Consider the following 16,091-nt stretch of genomic DNA (forward strand, 5'->3'; position numbering starts at 1 on the left):
CCATGCCGATGGATTTGAAAGGTAAGAAAATCGTGCTCGGCCTGTCCGGCGGCGTTGCCTGCTACAAGGCTGCGGAGCTGTGCCGCGCGCTGGCCCGCGAAGGCGCCACCGTGCACGTCGTCATGACCGAAGCGGCCAGCCACTTCATCACCGCCGTCACCATGCAGGCCCTGTCGGGCAACCCGGTCTTTACCGACCAGTGGGACGCGCGCGTGGCCAACAACATGGCCCACATCGACTTGACGCGCGGCGCCGACGCGGTGCTGATCGCGCCCTGCTCGGCCGACTTCATGCGCAAACTCGCGCACGGCGTATGCGACGATCTGCTCTCGACGCTGTGCCTGGCGCGCCCGCACCTGGTGCCGCTGTTGATCGCGCCGGCCATGAACGTCGAGATGTGGCAGAACCTCGCAACCCAGCGCAACGCCAAGCAGCTGCGCGCCGACGGCGTGCGCATCCTGGGCCCGGCCGCCGGCGAACAAGCCTGCGGCGAAGTGGGCCTGGGCCGCATGCTCGAGCCGCTCGACCTGCTCGATGAACTGGTCGCCTCGTTCCAGCTTAAGGTCCTGGCCGGCAAGCGCGTCCTGATCACGGCCGGTCCGACCTTTGAAGCCATCGATCCGGTGCGCGGCATTACCAATCTGTCGTCGGGCAAGATGGGTTACGCGATTGCGCGCGCCGCGCGCGAAGCGGGCGCCGACGTGCAGCTGGTGTCGGGACCGACCGCGCTGGCCACGCCGCACGGCGTGCGCCGCACCAATGTGCAAAGCGCGCAGCAGATGCATGACGCCGTGATGGCCCAGCTCAAGGGCCAGCACGTGTTCATCGGCGTGGCCGCCGTGGCCGACTGGCGCGTCGTCAACGCCAGCGACCAGAAAATGAAAAAGCAGGATGGCGCCATCCCGACACTCGAATTCGCGCAGAACGCCGACATCCTGGCCGACGTCGCGGCGACCACGTCGATTTCAGGCTGGCCGTACTGCGTCGGCTTTGCCGCCGAATCGGAAAACCTGCTGGATTATGGCGCCACCAAGCGCGAGAAAAAAGGCATTCCATTGTTGGTGGGCAATATCGGCCACCACACCTTCGGGCAGGATGATAACGAGATCATCCTGTTCGACGAGAGCGGCCACACCGTGCTGCCGCGCGCCGACAAGCTGACCCTGGCGCGCCAGCTCATTTCCGAGATCGCCAAGCGCCTCGAACAACGCTCCCTGCTCAAATAAGACCATGAAAACGATAGACATCAAGATCCTCGATCCGCGCATGACAGACCTGCTGCCCGCCTATGCCACCGAAGGCAGCGCGGGCCTGGACCTGCGCGCCTGCATCGACGCGCCGCTCACCATCGAAGCGGGGCAGACGGTCCTCATTCCCACCGGCCTGGCCATTCACCTGGCCGATCCTCGCTACGCGGCCATGATCCTGCCGCGCAGCGGCATGGGCCACAAGAACGGCATCGTGCTCGGCAATCTGGTAGGCTTGATCGACTCCGACTACCAGGGGCAACTGATGGTGTCGACCTGGAACCGAGGACAAAGCGCCTTCACCCTCACCCCCATGGAGCGGCTGGCGCAACTGATCGTGGTGCCTGTCCTGCAGGTGGGATTCAATATCGTCGATGAATTCGACACAAGCGAACGCGGTGCGGGCGGTTTCGGCAGCACCGGCAAACAATAAAAATATGGAGAATGTTATGACCCGATTCATCGGTCTGCGCCCGGCTGCGCCGGCAATCCTGGTCGCTCTGCTGCTGTCGGCGTGCGAAACGATCGCGCCGGTCCAGACCGGGCCGGTCGTCGCGCCCAGCGTGCCGGTCGACACCACCCCGGTCATTTCGCCAAAAGTGGCGGCGGCGGCCGACTCGCTCACCAAGCTGGCCGCGATGCAGGACCGCCTGTATCGCGTGGCGGCGCCGCTGTTGATCAACAACGCCGAACTATGCAAGGCGCATGCGCGCAATCTGCTCGGCTTCACGGCCCGCAACCGCTACTGGTACCCGGGTGAATACAACGAGGCGGCGCAAGTGGCCTTTGGCATGGGCGAGCGGCTGCAGGTCACCGGCGTACTGGCCGGCAGCGGCGCGGCGCGCGCCGGTTTGCGCCGCGGCGACGACCTGATCTCAGCCAACGGCAGGCTGCTCCCGACCGGTCCGAACGCGTCGAGTTCGGCCGGCGCCGTATTCGGTCCGCTGGTGGCCTCCAAGGCGGCGCTCGACATGCAGATCGAACGCGATGGCAAGAACCGCGAACTGAATATTCCGGTCACGCGCGCCTGCGGCTTTCTGATCGAGCTTGGCAACACCGACAACATCAATTCCTACGCTGACGGCAATCGCGTCATGGTCACGCGCGGCATGCTGCACTTTGCCCAGTCCGACGCCGAAGTGGCGGTGCTGCTGGCCAAGGGCATGGCGCACAATATCTTGAACCATCCCACGCTGATGCGCAGCACCGGCACGCTTTCGAGCATGATCGACAACCTGGCCCATGTGCGCCCGGACAGTTCCATGCTCATCGGCAGCGCCGGCATCAAGGCCACGCCGGCCGAGATGGACGCCGTGGCCGACGGCCTGAGCCTGTACCTGCTCTCGCGCGCCGGCTACAGCATCGACGCCGCGGCGCCGTTCTGGAAGCGCCTGGCGGCGACCTATCCAGCCACGGTGCTCAACAGCTATGTGGCCAATCACCCCGCCACCGCGGCGCGCCTGGCCGCGATTGAAAAAACCAGCGCGGACATCAAGGCCAAGGGCAACAAGAAGACGCAGTAATCCGGGGCACGAGGCTGCCGCGAAAGAGGCCACGATGCAGCACAGCACATCGTGCTCGCGCACGCGGGGACCCATAGAACAGTTGCTCAGTTGACCTGTTCGATGGATCCCCGCATACGCGAGGACGATGTTGTTTGGGTGTTCGCGTAGGCAAAAATTGGCGATGGCTGTGCAGTTAGATGGTTGCACAACATGCGTAACAACTGCGGCCGCAACAAGCAAGCAGCTGAAGGAAAAGTGCCGGCAAAACCGCCTTTAGCTCGGGAAATTCGGGAAATACGTCCCCATCACCCACGTCAGCACCCCGCAAAACACCACCGCCCCTACCAGCACCACAAGCAGCTTGCCGAACTTGGGCGAGCCGTCGTCATTTTTCGTATCATTGCTCATCATCGCGCCGTATGCTGGTCTAAACCACCAGTATATTCGACGCCGCAGCCATTTCACAGCGGACATGCCGCGCGTGGTACGGGCATGGTATCGTCCCGCTCTCATGCAACAGTCCATAGGCCTCCAACTTGACCAGGTCGATTCCACTACCGGATGACTACCGCAGCGACGACATCCTCGCCTTTCACAGCCGCGACCGCGAAGCGCTGGCCGAAAAAGTCCAGCCGCAGCGCATCCGCAAGGGCGTGCTGATCGACGGCGTGCCGGTGCTGCTCGACGTCGCGCTTGCGAGCGGCGCGGCGCGCTGCACGGTCGACGCCGACGGCGTGCTCACGCCTGCGGCTCTGGACCAGGTCGACGATGCGCTGCTCAATATCCTCGCGCTGCGCATCGACCCCGCGCCGTTTCTAAACGCCGTGCGCGCCGACACCCTGCTCGGCCCCGTGGTGCAGCGCCAGCGCGGTCTGCGCATCGTGCAGTCGGCAACGATTTTCGAAGCGCTGACCTGGGCCATCATCGGCCAGCAGATCAACCTCACGTTCGCCATCGCGCTGCGGCGCACCTTCATCGCCCAGGCCGGGCGCGCCCACGCCAGCGGCCTGTGGTGCTATCCGGAGGCGGCCGACGTCGCCCGCCTCGCGCCGGAAGAGCTCACCACGCGCAAATTTTCGCGCGCCAAGGCCGACACGCTGCTGCGCCTGGCGCGCCTGGTCGACAGCGGGAGCCTGGTGCTCGATCGCAGCGCCGACGTCGCGCAGCTCAGCGCTGCGCTGCTGGCCGTCAAAGGCATCGGTCCATGGACCGTCAACTATGCGCTGCTGCGCGGCTACGGCTATGCCGACTGCTCGCTGCATGGCGACGTGGCGATTCGCGCCGCCTTCCAGCTGCTGCTTGGCGAAGAGGCAAAACCGGACATTGCGCGCACCGAAGCGTTGCTGGCGCGCTATGCGCCGCACCGGACCATGGCCGCCGCCCACCTGTGGGCCAGCCTGCATCCGCCCACGACAGAAAACGCTTGACCCTCACGCCGCGTCAGCTTTCACACTGGCTTTACGTTGAAGACATGGAGCAAAGATGGAGCACCGCATGGAACACCGCATGATGCATCTGAAAATTGGCGAGCTGGCGAAACGGTCGGGATTGACGGTGCGCGCGCTTCACCACTACGACAGCATCGGCCTACTCCGTCCTTCAACGCGCACCGATGCCGGCTACCGCCTCTACAACCGCGATGACATCGCGCGCCTGCACCAGATCCAGGCGCTGCGGCGTTTTGGCGTGGCGCTGGCCGACATCGGCACTTTCCTGGCCAATCCCGGCTCCCGCCTCCCCGCCATCGTCGACCAGCAGATCGCCGCGCTCACGCGCCAGATCGAACAGGCCGGCGTCTTGCGCGACCAGCTCACGCGCCTAAAGCGCCAGCTGGCCGCCGACGAGGAGCCGGCGCTGGCCGACTGGCTGACTACTTTGGAGCTGATGACCATGTACGATAAATATTTTACGCAAGAGCAGCGCGAGCGCCTGCCGTTTTTTAACGGCAGCGAGGAATGTATCGCCGAATGGGATGCGATGGTCGCGCGCATGCACGCGTTTCGCGATGCAGGCACGCCGCCGGAGACGCCCGAGGTGCAGCAGGCAGCACGCACCTGGATGGCGATGCTTGAGCGCGACACTGGCGGCGACGCGCAGCAGTTGGTGCGCCTGAATGCGATGCAGGATAACGAACCGGCGGCGCGGGCGCAAAACGGCATCACCGCCGAATTGGGGGACTACGTCAAGGCGTCCTTCAGCGCGTGGCGCCTGGGTCTGTATCAAAAATACCTGAGCCCGGATGAATTTGCTTTTATGAAGGCCAACTATCCCGTCCGCATGCAGGAGTGGGGACCGCTGATCGCCAAGGTGCGCGCGCATATCGCCACGGGCGCGTCGCCGCTTGATCCCGCATCGAAGCTACTGGCGGGCGAGTGGATGGAACTGTTTTGTTCGTATGCAGGGCAAGATCCTGCTACACATATGAAAATCCGGGAAGCGCACGAAAAGGAAGCGGGGCTAAAGACGGGAACCTTTGTCACTGACGAATTGCTGATGTTCATACGGGCGGCCGTGGCCGGCTAGCCTGTGGCATACAGAGCAGCATAAGGGCAACCGCCCCAGACACCAAAAAGCCGCTGAACTCTTGCGAATTCAGCGGCTTTGGAATTTGGTTGCGGGGACAGGATTTGAACCTGTGACCTTCGGGTTATGAGCCCGACGAGCTGCCAGACTGCTCCACCCCGCGTCTGTATGCAGTGATTATACGGGCGTTTTCCGTCTTAGGCAATATCAATCTATCTTCAATGTGCGATAGCAGCACGAAAAATCCGGTGCCGCCGCCCTTTCGCCGCATTCTCGAACCGCCACGCCCCGCGCAATCGGTGTAAAGTAGGCGAAAATCCAACTGACGGTCACATATGAAATTCTGCTCCGAGTGCGCCTACCCGGTCGTGCTGCAAATTCCCGAAGGCGACAACCGCCCGCGCTACGTCTGCGCCCAGTGCGAGACCATCCATTATCACAATCCCAAGCTGGTGGTCGGTTCGATCCCCGTGTGGGATGAAGACGGCCGCATCCGCGTGCTGCTGTGCAAGCGCGCCATCGAGCCGCGCCATGGCTTTTGGACCTTGCCGGCCGGCTTCATGGAAAACAATGAAACGACAGCCGAGGCTGCCGTGCGCGAAACCGAGGAGGAAGCGGGCGCCGACATCGAGATCGGCGAACTGTTCAGCCTGCTGAACGTGGCCCAGGTGCACCAGGTGCACTTGTTTTACCTGGCGCGTTTGCGCAGCCTGGACTTCAAGGCCGGCATTGAAAGCCTGGATGTGCAACTGTTTGCCGAACATGAAATTCCTTGGGAGGACCTGGCCTTCCCCACGATCCGCAAGACGCTGGAACTGTTTTTTGCCGACTGCGTCCAAATCAAGGAGAGTGGTGCCGGCTTCGGCTTTCACACCCATGACATCACGCACCCCATGCGCATAGCGAGCCTGCCGAAAGACTCATGATCCCCTGGCTTGAGACCCACTCGCCCTTTCCCGACGTGTCCGAAGCATTGACCTTGGACGCGCCGGGACTGCTTGCGGCCGGCGCCGACCTGTCGCCCGAGCGCCTGCTGGCCGCCTATCAGCGCGGCATCTTCCCGTGGTTTTCCGAAGGCCAGCCCATCTTGTGGTGGAGTACGGACCCGCGCATGGTGCTCAAAACCGCCGACTTCAAGGTCAGCGACAGCCTGCGCAAGGCGCTGCGCCGGGTCGAGCGCAGCATGGCCGAGCATGGCCGCTGGCAAGTGAAGTTCGACAGCGCCTTCGAGCGCGTCATGCGCGCCTGCGCCGCGCCCCGCAAGGACGGGCCCGGTACGTGGATTTCGGAAGACATCATCGACGGCTACACCGGCCTGCACGCGCTCGGTTACGCGCACTCGTCCGAACTGTGGCTCGATGGCGAACTGGTCGGCGGCGCCTACGGCGTGTGCATCGGGCGCATGTTCTACGGCGAATCAATGTTCGCGCGCGTGACCGACGGCTCCAAGATCGCGCTCGCTTTCCTGGTCGACTTTTTGCGCAGCCAAGGCGTGACGATGATCGATTGCCAGCAAGAGACCGGGCATCTGGCGTCGCTTGGCGCCGCACCCATCGCGCGCGCTGCCTTTTTGCACCATTTGCGCATCGCCATCGGGCAGGGGGCGGTGTCCGGATGGGAGTTGCCGCCCCGCTTGCGCGCGATACGGTAAAGACGGTAAAGGCGGTAAAGACGCCAAAGTTTCGATACAATGGACGCCAGAGGAAGCAACCACGTCGCCTTGAAAGCTCATGCATGGCCCACTTAAATGACCTGCCCTTCTCGACGCTGCAGTTCTACACCACGGCGCCCTACCCTTGCAGCTATCTGGACGCGCGCCAGGCCAGGTCCCAGGTGGCCACCCCTTCGCACCTGATCAACGCCGACGTGTATTCCGAGCTCGTCAAAAACGGCTTTCGGCGCAGCGGAATTTTTACGTACCGCCCGTATTGCGACGGTTGCCAGGCTTGCATTCCGGTGCGCGTGCGCACCGCCGAATTCAAGCCCAGCCGCGCCCAGCGCCGGGCCTGGACGCGCCATGCGGCGCTGGTCGCCAGCGTCGCCAACCTGAGCTTTTCGGACGAACATTACGCGCTCTACCTGCGCTACCAGACCACGCGCCACGCAGGCGGCGGCATGGACCAGGACAGCCGCGACCAGTACGCCCAGTTCCTGCTGCAAAGCCGAGTCAACACGCGGCTGGTTGAATTTCGCGACCCTGAAGGCGTGCTGCGCATGGTCTCCATCATCGACGTGTTGTCCGACGGCCTGTCGTCGGTCTACACTTTTTTCGACCCCGACCTGGCCGGCGCCTCGTTCGGCACCTACAACGTGTTGTGGCAGATCGCCCAGGCGCGCGAACTGGTCTTGCCGTACGTGTACCTGGGCTACTGGATCGAGCAAAGCCCCAAGATGGCTTACAAGATCAATTTCAAGCCGCTCGAAGCACGCATCGACGGTGCCTGGAGCGTGCTGGACCGATAGGCGGACTGGGCTGTTACCGCGGTACAAGGTAAAATGCTGCACCCGCACCAACCCGAGTGGCCCATGTCTGAAAAATTGTTGTACGCCCTGACCCGTCCCCTGCTGTTTTCGCTCAATGCGGAGGCTGCGCACAACCTGACCCTGCCTGCGCTGCGCAAGGCGCACGCGCTGGGCCTGACGGCCAGGCTGCGCAAGGCGGCGCCGGATCCGCGCGTGGTGATGGGCCTGACCTTTCCCAATCCGGTCGGCCTGGCCGCCGGGCTGGACAAGGACGGCGCCTACATCGACGCGCTGGCCGCACTCGGTTTCGGATCGATCGAAGTGGGCACCGTCACGCCGCGCGCGCAGCCGGGCAACCCCAAGCCGCGCATCTTCCGCCTGCCGGCCAAGCGCGCCATTATCAACCGCATGGGCTTTAACAATGGCGGCGTCGATGCGTTTGTCGCCAATGTGCAGTCGTCGAAATTTTATCAAAATAAAGAAGGCATCCTGGGCCTGAACATCGGCAAGAACGCCGCCACCCCGATCGAGAATGCGGTCGACGACTACCTGCACTGCCTTGAAAAGGTCTATCCGTACGCCAGCTACGTGACGGTGAATATTTCGTCGCCCAATACGGCCAACCTGCGCCAGCTGCAGGGCGCCTCGGAACTGGACGCGCTGCTCGCCACGCTCAAACAGGCCCAGTTGCGCCTGTCGGACCAGCACAAGCGCTACGTGCCGCTGGCGCTCAAGATCGCGCCCGACCTCGACGCCGAGCAGATCAAGAACATCGCCGACACGCTGCTGCGCCACAAGATCGACGGCGTCATCGCCACCAACACCACGCTCAATCATCGCACGGTGGACCGCGTGCGCAACGGGAACGAACAGGGTGGCGTCTCGGGCGAACCGGTGTTCGAACTGTCGAACATCGTGATCCGCGCGCTCAAGCGCGAAATGGGCGACGCGCTGCCGATCATCGGCGTGGGCGGCATCATGAATGGCGACGATGCGCGCGTCAAAATGAAGCTGGGCGCCTCGCTGGTGCAGCTGTACACCGGCCTCATTTACGCCGGCCCGGGGTTGGTGCGCGAGTGCGCGCAAGCGATTGGAGGACAACATGGACAAGATGGACAAGCGTAAGCTGGGCGCCACGGCGCTGGAAGTATCCAAGGTATGCCTCGGCACGATGACCTTCGGCGAGCAAAACAGCGAGGCCGACGCCCACAGCCAGCTCGATTACGCGCTTGAACGCGGCATCAACTTCATCGATACCGCCGAGATGTACCCGGTCATGCCGCGCGCGCAGACGCAGGGTGCCACCGAGCGCTTCATCGGCTCGTGGCTCAAAAAAAGCGGCCGGCGCGGCGAGATCGTGCTGGCCTCCAAAGTGGCCGGTCCCAACGCGGCGATGCACTGGGTCCGCAACGGCAAGAACAACCTCGATGCGGTCAATATCCGCGCCGCCGTCGAGGCCAGCCTGGCGCGCCTGCAGACCGACCATATCGACCTGTACCAGATCCACTGGCCGAGCCGCAACGTGCCGATTTTCGGCGCGACCGCATTCGAGCCGGCCAAGGAGCGCAGCTGCGTGGCGATTGAAGACACGCTGGCCGTGCTGGGCAAGCTGATTGACGAAGGCAAGATCGGACACATCGGCGTATCCAACGAAAGCGCATGGGGCGTGAGCGAATACATCAAGCAGGCCGAGGCCAAGGGCCTGCCGCGCATTGCCACGATCCAGAATTTGTACAACCTGACCGCGCGCAGTTTTGAAACCAGCTTGCTTAACGAAACCTGCTATCGCGAAGAAGTGAGCCTGCTCGCGTATAGCCCGCTGGCGTTCGGGCAGCTGAGCGGGAAGTATCTCGATGACCCGACAGCGTCGGGACGGCTGACGATTTTTCCCGCCAACTGGAGTCCGCGCTATTTGCGGCCAAGCGTGCTGGCGGCGGTCAAGGACTATGTTGAACTGGCCAGGGCGAACGCGATGACGCCGACGCAGATGGCGCTGGCGTGGTGTTATTCACGCTGGTTCGTGGCCTCGACCATCATTGGCGCGACCAGCCTGGCGCAGCTGAAGGAAAATATCGATGCGGCCAGCGTGGTGCTGGCGGCAGAAGTGGTTGATGCGATTGATGGGATTCATGCGCGGATAACGAATCCGGGGGCATAGCCTCGGCACTGAACGACAGCGCCTGAAAGGCACGCCCGCCCGCCTAGGATCAAACAACAACGCCACCCTCGGGTGGCGTTGCTGCATCTTGCGGCTCACATTTTATTTCATCGGTACGCCATTTACCATGTCGGCCGACGCTGCCTGCGCAGGCGCTGCGGATGGCGCCGCCGCTGTCGATGGTGGCAACACTGAATTGGCAACCGCGTCGTTCATTTTGATCTGTAACAAAACCGGGTAATCATAAGCTGCACCGGAAGCTGCATCGACGCCGGCGCCAATCACGCCGCCGAAAATGATATTGCCGGCCATCATACCTTTAGTTTTGGACTTGACGCTGGCCATACCCGTTGGAAAGCCCGCCTTTTCGCACTTGACATTCATGTCGCCATAAGCACGGCGGACTGTCACGGTGCCAGGCGTCGTGACAAAATAAACACCCTTATCATTTTGAAGTTTGCAACTGGCGCCATCGACTTTACCAGCGTCGGAGAGTGTTTCGACCGAAATAATCTGGCTCGTTCCACTAACGATTGACGCGCAGCCGGGGGTAATGATCAGCGCGGCCAATGCGGCGCTCGTTCCCGCCAAACCGATATAACGTTTTGCAAACATGTTTTGATCCCTGTATGGTCAGACCGAAGTTTCCGGAATGAATTGTTCTTATGAGGAATCATTATATGATGTAATTAAATATTTGCAATTTTTTAATTGTTATTATTTCAATCTGCTTGTCTATACAAACAGTTAAAAATAACAAGGTACTTATTGCACATCTGCATTTAACGCCTTCTCCACTTGCGCGCGCGTCACCTCGGGCGCGAATTGCGCGATAAACCGATACGCATACTCACGCAAATACGCCCCCCGCCGCAGGGCCAGCCGCGTCACATTGGGCGCAAACAAATGCGACGCCTCGACCGCGCGCAACCCCTTGTCGCGCCCGTGATCGAACGCCATCGAGGCCACGATCCCCACGCCCATCCCGAGCGACACATACTGCTTGATCACATCCGAATCCATGGCCGTAAGTACGATATCGGTCTTCACGCCAGCCTGGGCAAACGCCGCATCGATATGCCCGCGGCCCGTAAAGCCCACGTCGTAGGTAATCAGGGGAAAAGCGGCCAGGTCCTCGAGCCGGATCGGCGAATGGCCCAGCAGCGGATGCCCGTCCGGCACCACGATCAGGTGGCTCCAGCGGTAGCACGGAAACGACACCAGATCGGGAAACTGCGACAAGCCCTCGGTCGCAATGCCGATGTCGGCCTTGCCCGACAAGACCCACTGCGCGATATGGTCGGGCGTACTTTGCTGGAGCGCGATGCGCACGTCCGGAAAATCCTGCCTGAACGACTGCACCACCTTCGGCAGCGCATAGCGCGCCTGCGTGTGGGTGGCCGCGATGGTCAGCGTGCCGCTATTCTGGCCCGCGTAATCGAGGCTTGCCTGCTGCAGGTTTTCCGCTTCCACCAGCAGCCGGTCGATGATTTTGAGGATGCCCTTGCCCGGCTCCGTCATGCCGGTCAGGCGCTTGCCGTTGCGCTCGAAAATGACGACGCCAAGTTCGTCTTCGAGCTCGCGGATCTGGCGGCTCACGCCCGGCTGCGACGTAAACAGCGCGTTGGCCACCTCGGTCAGGTTGTAGCCGCGGCGCGCCGTTTCGCGAATCGAGCGCAATTGTTGGAAGTTCATATCGATGCTCCCTGGTCGACAAACACGTGCATCCGGCGCGGGCGCACCAGCAGCGTGTCGCCTTCGCGCAGCTGCAGCTGGCTGTAGCGCTCATTGGGAATGACGGCCTCGATCAGTTCCGCGTTGTCGGCCCGTTCCAGGTCCAGCTGGGCGAGCGGACCGATCGCATGCGCGCGGCGCAGCGTGACGACGATGCCTTCGCCGCCGGCCACGTAGCGCTCGACGTCCAGGTCATGCGGACGCACGTAGGCGATGCCTTTGCTGTCTTGTACCTGGGCGTGGTCGGGCACCGTAAAGCTGGCGTCGCCGCTGGCCAGCACCCCTTCGTGCACCCGCCCGTGAAACAGGTTGACGTTACCCAGAAAGCCGTACACGAAGGGCGACGCCGGGTTGTTGTAGACCTCGTCGGGCGCGCCCAGCTGTTCGACCCGCCCCTTGTTCATCAACACCACCTGGTCGGCCACTTCCAGCGCTTCCTCCTGGTCGTGCGTGACAAAGATGGACGTCACATGCAGGTCGTCGTGCAGGCGGCGCAGCCAGCGCCGCAATTCCTTGCGCACCTTGGCGTCGAGCGCGCCGAATGGCTCGTCCAGCAGCAGCACGCGCGGTTCGACCGCCAGCGCGCGCGCGAGAGCAATGCGCTGGCGCTGTCCACCCGACAGCTGCGGCGGAAAACGGTCGCCCAGCCAGTCAAGCTGCACCAGCTCGAGCAGATCCTTGACCTTGCGCCGGATCTGGTCTTCGGGCAGGCGCTCCTTGGCCGGCTTGACGCGCAGGCCGAAGGCGACGTTCTCGAACACCGTCATGTGCTTGAACAGCGCATAGTGCTGGAACACGAAGCCGACCTGGCGCTCGCGCACATGGCGGCGCGACGCATCCTGGGCGTCGAGCAGCACGCTGCCCGAATCGGGATGCTCCAGGCCCGCAATGATGCGCAGCAGTGTCGTCTTGCCGCAGCCGGAAGGCCCGAGCAGCGCGGTCAGTTCGCCCGCCGGGAACTGCAGCGACACATTGTCGAGCGCGACGAATTCGCCGAAACGCTTGTTGATATTCTTGACTTCGATCGTCATGGTCAATGCTCCCTGTTGCGTGCTGCCGATTCGACCGGGTCGGTCTCGTGCAAACGCCATTCGATAAATGATTTGATTGCCAGCGTCACCAGCGCCAGCAACGCCAGCAGCGAAGCGACGGCAAAGGCGGCCGCGTAGTGGTATTCGTTGTAGAGGATCTCCACGTGCAGCGGCATGGTGTTGGTCTGGCCGCGGATATGGCCCGACACCACCGACACCGCGCCAAATTCACCCATGGCGCGCGCGTTACACAGGATCACGCCGTACAGCAGGCCCCATTTAATGTTCGGCAGCGTCACCTTGATGAACGTCTTCCAGCCCGACGCGCCCAGCACCAGCGCCGCTTCTTCTTCCTCATTGCCCTGCGACTGCATCAGCGGAATGAGCTCGCGCGCCACGAACGGGAACGTGATGAATACGGTCGCCAGCACGATGCCCGGCAACGCGAACAGGATCTTGATGTCGTGCTCTTGCAGCCATGGGCCAAACCAGCCCTGGGCGCCGAACATCAGCACGTAGATCAGGCCCGAGATCACGGGCGAAACCGAGAACGGCAAGTCGATCAGCGTGAGCAAGATGCTCTTGCCGCGAAACTCGAACTTGGCCACGGCCCACGCCGCGCACACGCCAAACACAAGGTTCAGCGGCACCGAGATGACGGCGGCGATCAGCGTGAGCTTGATGGCCGAGACGGCGTCCGGGTCGGTGATCGCGGTCAGGTAGGTTTGCCAGCCCTTTTTGAAGGCCTCGACGAACACCGCCACCAGCGGCACGAACAGGAACAGCGCGAGAAAACTCAAGGCGACCAGCGTGAGCACGATCCGGATCCAGGCCGGCTCAAGCACGTTGTTGGATGACTGGCGTGAACCGTTCATTATTTGCCCGCCCGTTTGCGCGTCCACGCCTGCAAAAGGTTAATCGACAGCAGCATCAGAAAGGATGCGACCAGCATCACGACCGCGATCGCCGTGGCGCCCGCGTAGTCGTATTGTTCCAGCTTGGTGATGATGAACAGCGGCGTGATCTCGGACACCATCGGCATGTTCCCCGCGATGAAAATGACCGAACCGTATTCGCCGGTGGCGCGCGCAAAGGCGAGCGCGAAGCCGGTCAGCATGGCCGGCATGATGGTCGGGAAAATGATGCGGGTAAAAGTTTGCAACGACGTGGCGCCCAGGCTGGCGGCCGCTTCCTCGAGTTCGCGCTCGGCGTCTTCGAGTACCGGTTGCACCGTGCGCACCACGAACGGCAAGCCGATGAAGGTGAGCGCCACCACCACGCCGACCGGCGTAAAGGCGACCTTCCAGCCGAGTTTTTCCAGGTACTGGCCAATCCAGCCGTTGGACGAATACAGCGCGGTGAGCGTAATGCCGGCCACTGCGGTGGGCAGCGCGAACGGCAGGTCGACCAGGGCGTCGATGATGCGCTTGCCGGGAAACTGGTAGCGCACCAGCACCCAGGCGACGATGCCGCCGAAAAACACGTTGATGGTGGCGGCAATCAGCGACGCGCCAAAGCTGAGCCGGTAAGACGCCATCACACGGTCCGACGTGACGGCCGCCCAAAAGGCTTCCCACGTCATCGTGAAGGTTTTCAGGAACACCGCCGAGAGCGGGATCAGGACGATCAGCGCCAGGTAGAAAATGGTGAACCCCAACGACAGGCCGAACCCGGGCATGACCCGGTAAGGCGCGCGTTGAGGCTTGGGGGTAGGAGACATGGAGCCCTCTTATTACATTTTTATCTAAGAAGGCTCAATAATCGCACTATGGAGTCATAAAGGAAACGAAGCTTTCCTCATTTGCATAGTCGTTTTTTGTTATTAGGAATGCGCTGAGCGATCAGTAAATGAGTTTTGCAGCGACGCCGGTCAAGGTCAGGGCCAGCAGTACGCGCAGGAATTTTTCCGGCACGGAGCGTGCGAACCAGGAACCGATGGTGATCCCGGGAACCGAGCCGATCAGCAGCATGGCCAGCAGCGTCCAGTTGATCGATCCCAGCCACCAGTGGCCGAAGGCGGCGATTGCGGTCAGCGGCACGGCGTAGGCGATGTCGGTGCCGGCCACTTCGGCCGAACTCAGGCGCGGGTAAAGCATGACCAGCAAGGTGGCGCCAATGGCGCCGGCGCCGATGGAGGACACCGTCACGAGCGTGCCGAGCACAACGCCGGCGACGATGGTTGCCGTGTCCAGTGCCCTGCCTTGCAGTTGGCGCTCCGGATGGGCGGCCAGCCAGGCCAGCATTTTCCCCTTGAACAAGATGGCGACCACGGTCAACAAAACCGAGCCGGCGATGGAGTAGCGGATGACTTGCCCGATGCTCTTGTCGACGGTGCCGAAGTATTTCAGGGCCAGCGTGGTGAGGACGGCCGCAGGCAAGGCGCCGTAGCACAGCAGCTTGACGATGTCCCAGCGCACCGTGCCGCGCAGGCGGTGGGTGAAGGTGCCGGCCGTCTTGGTGATGGAGGCGAAGGCCAGGTCGGTGCCCACGGCCACGGAGGGTGGAATACCGAAGATGAGCGTGAGCAGCGGCGTCATCAGGGAACCGCCGCCCACGCCGGTCATGCCGACCAACAAGCCGACGGCAAAGCCGGAAATAATATATGTAGTAAGCATGCGAGAACCCCTAAAGTAGCTGCAAGGGTAAAGGGGCTCAGCAGTAAAACAAACGACAGAAAGCTTATTTGCTTATGCGTGTGGTGGAAATGAGCGGGGTTTGAGCAAAATACACCGTGTCTGCGCGCATGCTCTTCCACCACGTTGTTGGGCAAGCTTACTTGTTCGGCTGTGGCGTCAACCGCAAATATGGCCGGGCTGCAGTAAAACCTTTCGGATACTTTTGCTTGATCACATCCGGATCCTGCACGGTCAAGGGAATGATCACATCGTCCCCATCCTTCCAGTTGCCGGGCGTAGCCACCGTATGCTTGTCGGTCAGCTGCAAGGCATCGATCACCCGCAGCACTTCGTCGAAATTGCGCCCCGTGCTCATCGGATACGTGATCGACAGCCTGATCTTCTTGTTCGGATCAATCACAAACAGCGAGCGCACCGTGGCCGTGGCCGATTGCTCCGGATGAATCATGTCGTACAGCGCAGCGACTTTCTTGTCCGCGTCGGCAATGATGGGAAAGCCCACCACCGTCTGCTGCGTCTCTTCGATATCTTTGATCCACTGCCGGTGCTGGTCGGCCGGGTCGACCGACAAGGCAATCGCCTTGACATTGCGCTTGTCGAACTCGGGCTTGAGCTTGGCTGTCAAGCCCAGCTCGGTCGTGCACACGGGCGTGAAGTCGGCCGGGTGGGAAAACAGCACCACCCATGAATCGCCCGCCCACTCATGGAACTTGATGGGACCCAAGGATGAATCCTGCTCAAAATCGGGGGCGGTATCGCCCAGACGCAAAGTCATAATGATCTCCGTGAAATGA

At 62.2% G+C, this 16,091-nt stretch carries 18 protein-coding genes and 1 tRNA gene; 10 read left to right on the plus strand and 9 right to left on the minus strand.

Going from position 1 to position 16,091, the window contains the following annotated elements:
• The first annotated feature begins 8 nt into the window (after positions 1-8).
• From coaBC to ACP7BV_RS07920, 3 genes are read left to right on the plus strand one after another with little or no spacing between them, the layout of a single operon-like run.
• Positions 9-1,226, plus strand: a complete 1,218-nt coding sequence (gene coaBC / locus ACP7BV_RS07910) for a bifunctional phosphopantothenoylcysteine decarboxylase/phosphopantothenate--cysteine ligase CoaBC (protein WP_426103263.1) — start codon at positions 9-11, stop codon at positions 1,224-1,226.
• A gap of 4 nt (positions 1,227-1,230) precedes the next feature.
• Positions 1,231-1,680 (plus strand): dUTP diphosphatase, encoded by a 450-nt coding sequence (gene dut / locus ACP7BV_RS07915; protein ID WP_426103264.1) that lies wholly within the window; start codon positions 1,231-1,233, stop codon positions 1,678-1,680.
• Positions 1,681-1,696: 16 nt separating this feature from the next.
• Entirely contained in the window at positions 1,697-2,770 is a 1,074-nt protein-coding gene (locus tag ACP7BV_RS07920; RefSeq protein ID WP_426103265.1) for a M48 family metalloprotease, read from the plus strand.
• Positions 2,771-3,025: 255 nt separating this feature from the next.
• Here ACP7BV_RS07920 and ACP7BV_RS07925 read toward each other — a convergent pair whose 3' ends face one another.
• Entirely contained in the window at positions 3,026-3,160 is a 135-nt protein-coding gene (locus ACP7BV_RS07925; RefSeq protein ID WP_426103266.1) for a hypothetical protein, read from the minus strand.
• A gap of 128 nt (positions 3,161-3,288) precedes the next feature.
• Between ACP7BV_RS07925 and ACP7BV_RS07930 the strand changes: the two genes are divergently transcribed.
• Positions 3,289-4,179, plus strand: a complete 891-nt coding sequence (locus ACP7BV_RS07930; RefSeq protein WP_426103267.1) for a DNA-3-methyladenine glycosylase family protein — start codon at positions 3,289-3,291, stop codon at positions 4,177-4,179.
• 82 nt (positions 4,180-4,261) lie between these two features.
• Entirely contained in the window at positions 4,262-5,275 is a 1,014-nt protein-coding gene (locus ACP7BV_RS07935; protein WP_426103411.1) for a MerR family transcriptional regulator, read from the plus strand.
• 86 nt (positions 5,276-5,361) lie between these two features.
• On the opposite strand, the gene ACP7BV_RS07940 is transcribed toward ACP7BV_RS07935, so the two are convergent.
• A tRNA-Met gene (locus tag ACP7BV_RS07940) sits at positions 5,362-5,438 on the minus strand.
• A 172-nt stretch (positions 5,439-5,610) separates the two neighbouring features.
• Here ACP7BV_RS07940 and ACP7BV_RS07945 point away from each other — a divergent pair.
• The 5 genes from ACP7BV_RS07945 (at position 5,611) to ACP7BV_RS07965 (ending at position 9,896) form a co-directional block, all read left to right on the plus strand.
• Positions 5,611-6,201 (plus strand): NUDIX hydrolase, encoded by a 591-nt coding sequence (locus ACP7BV_RS07945; RefSeq protein ID WP_426103268.1) that lies wholly within the window; start codon positions 5,611-5,613, stop codon positions 6,199-6,201.
• A complete protein-coding gene (gene aat, locus ACP7BV_RS07950; protein WP_426103269.1) occupies positions 6,198-6,926 on the plus strand; it encodes a leucyl/phenylalanyl-tRNA--protein transferase in 729 nt (242 codons plus the stop codon). The genes ACP7BV_RS07945 and aat overlap by 4 nt, the downstream gene beginning before the upstream one ends.
• Positions 6,927-7,009: 83 nt before the next feature.
• A complete protein-coding gene (locus ACP7BV_RS07955) occupies positions 7,010-7,738 on the plus strand; it encodes an arginyltransferase (protein WP_426103270.1) in 729 nt (242 codons plus the stop codon).
• A 63-nt stretch (positions 7,739-7,801) separates the two neighbouring features.
• Positions 7,802-8,863 carry a quinone-dependent dihydroorotate dehydrogenase gene (locus tag ACP7BV_RS07960; protein WP_426103271.1) on the plus strand — a complete coding sequence of 354 codons (1,062 nt, stop codon included), beginning with the start codon at positions 7,802-7,804 and terminating at the stop codon, positions 8,861-8,863.
• Entirely contained in the window at positions 8,850-9,896 is a 1,047-nt protein-coding gene (locus ACP7BV_RS07965; protein ID WP_426103412.1) for an aldo/keto reductase, read from the plus strand. Before ACP7BV_RS07960 ends, ACP7BV_RS07965 begins: the two co-directional genes overlap by 14 nt.
• Before the next feature lie 102 nt (positions 9,897-9,998).
• On the opposite strand, the gene ACP7BV_RS07970 is transcribed toward ACP7BV_RS07965, so the two are convergent.
• The 7 genes from ACP7BV_RS07970 to ACP7BV_RS08000 form a co-directional block, all read right to left on the minus strand.
• Positions 9,999-10,511 (minus strand): hypothetical protein, encoded by a 513-nt coding sequence (locus ACP7BV_RS07970; RefSeq protein ID WP_426103272.1) that lies wholly within the window; start codon positions 10,509-10,511, stop codon positions 9,999-10,001.
• 150 nt (positions 10,512-10,661) lie between these two features.
• Positions 10,662-11,591 carry a CysB family HTH-type transcriptional regulator gene (locus tag ACP7BV_RS07975; protein WP_426103273.1) on the minus strand — a complete coding sequence of 310 codons (930 nt, stop codon included), beginning with the start codon at positions 11,589-11,591 and terminating at the stop codon, positions 10,662-10,664.
• The gene (locus ACP7BV_RS07980) at positions 11,588-12,661 is read right to left on the minus strand and encodes a sulfate/molybdate ABC transporter ATP-binding protein (protein WP_426103274.1); all 1,074 of its coding nucleotides are present in this window, start codon (positions 12,659-12,661) and stop codon (positions 11,588-11,590) included. Before ACP7BV_RS07980 ends, ACP7BV_RS07975 begins: the two co-directional genes overlap by 4 nt.
• A gap of 2 nt (positions 12,662-12,663) precedes the next feature.
• On the minus strand, positions 12,664-13,536 hold the full coding sequence (gene cysW / locus ACP7BV_RS07985) for a sulfate ABC transporter permease subunit CysW (RefSeq protein ID WP_426103275.1): 873 nt from the start codon (positions 13,534-13,536) through the stop codon (positions 12,664-12,666).
• Positions 13,536-14,381: a sulfate ABC transporter permease subunit CysT gene (gene cysT, locus ACP7BV_RS07990; protein ID WP_426103276.1), complete on the minus strand. Its 846-nt coding sequence runs from the start codon at positions 14,379-14,381 to the stop codon at positions 13,536-13,538. The genes cysW and cysT overlap by 1 nt, the downstream gene beginning before the upstream one ends.
• A gap of 121 nt (positions 14,382-14,502) precedes the next feature.
• A complete protein-coding gene (locus tag ACP7BV_RS07995) occupies positions 14,503-15,276 on the minus strand; it encodes a sulfite exporter TauE/SafE family protein (RefSeq protein WP_426103277.1) in 774 nt (257 codons plus the stop codon).
• A 157-nt stretch (positions 15,277-15,433) separates the two neighbouring features.
• Positions 15,434-16,072 (minus strand): peroxiredoxin, encoded by a 639-nt coding sequence (locus ACP7BV_RS08000; protein ID WP_426103278.1) that lies wholly within the window; start codon positions 16,070-16,072, stop codon positions 15,434-15,436.
• Positions 16,073-16,091: the final 19 nt, after the last annotated feature.

Source organism: Massilia sp. TSP1-1-2, assembly GCF_049896185.1.
GTDB lineage: Bacteria > Pseudomonadota > Gammaproteobacteria > Burkholderiales > Burkholderiaceae_D > Telluria_A.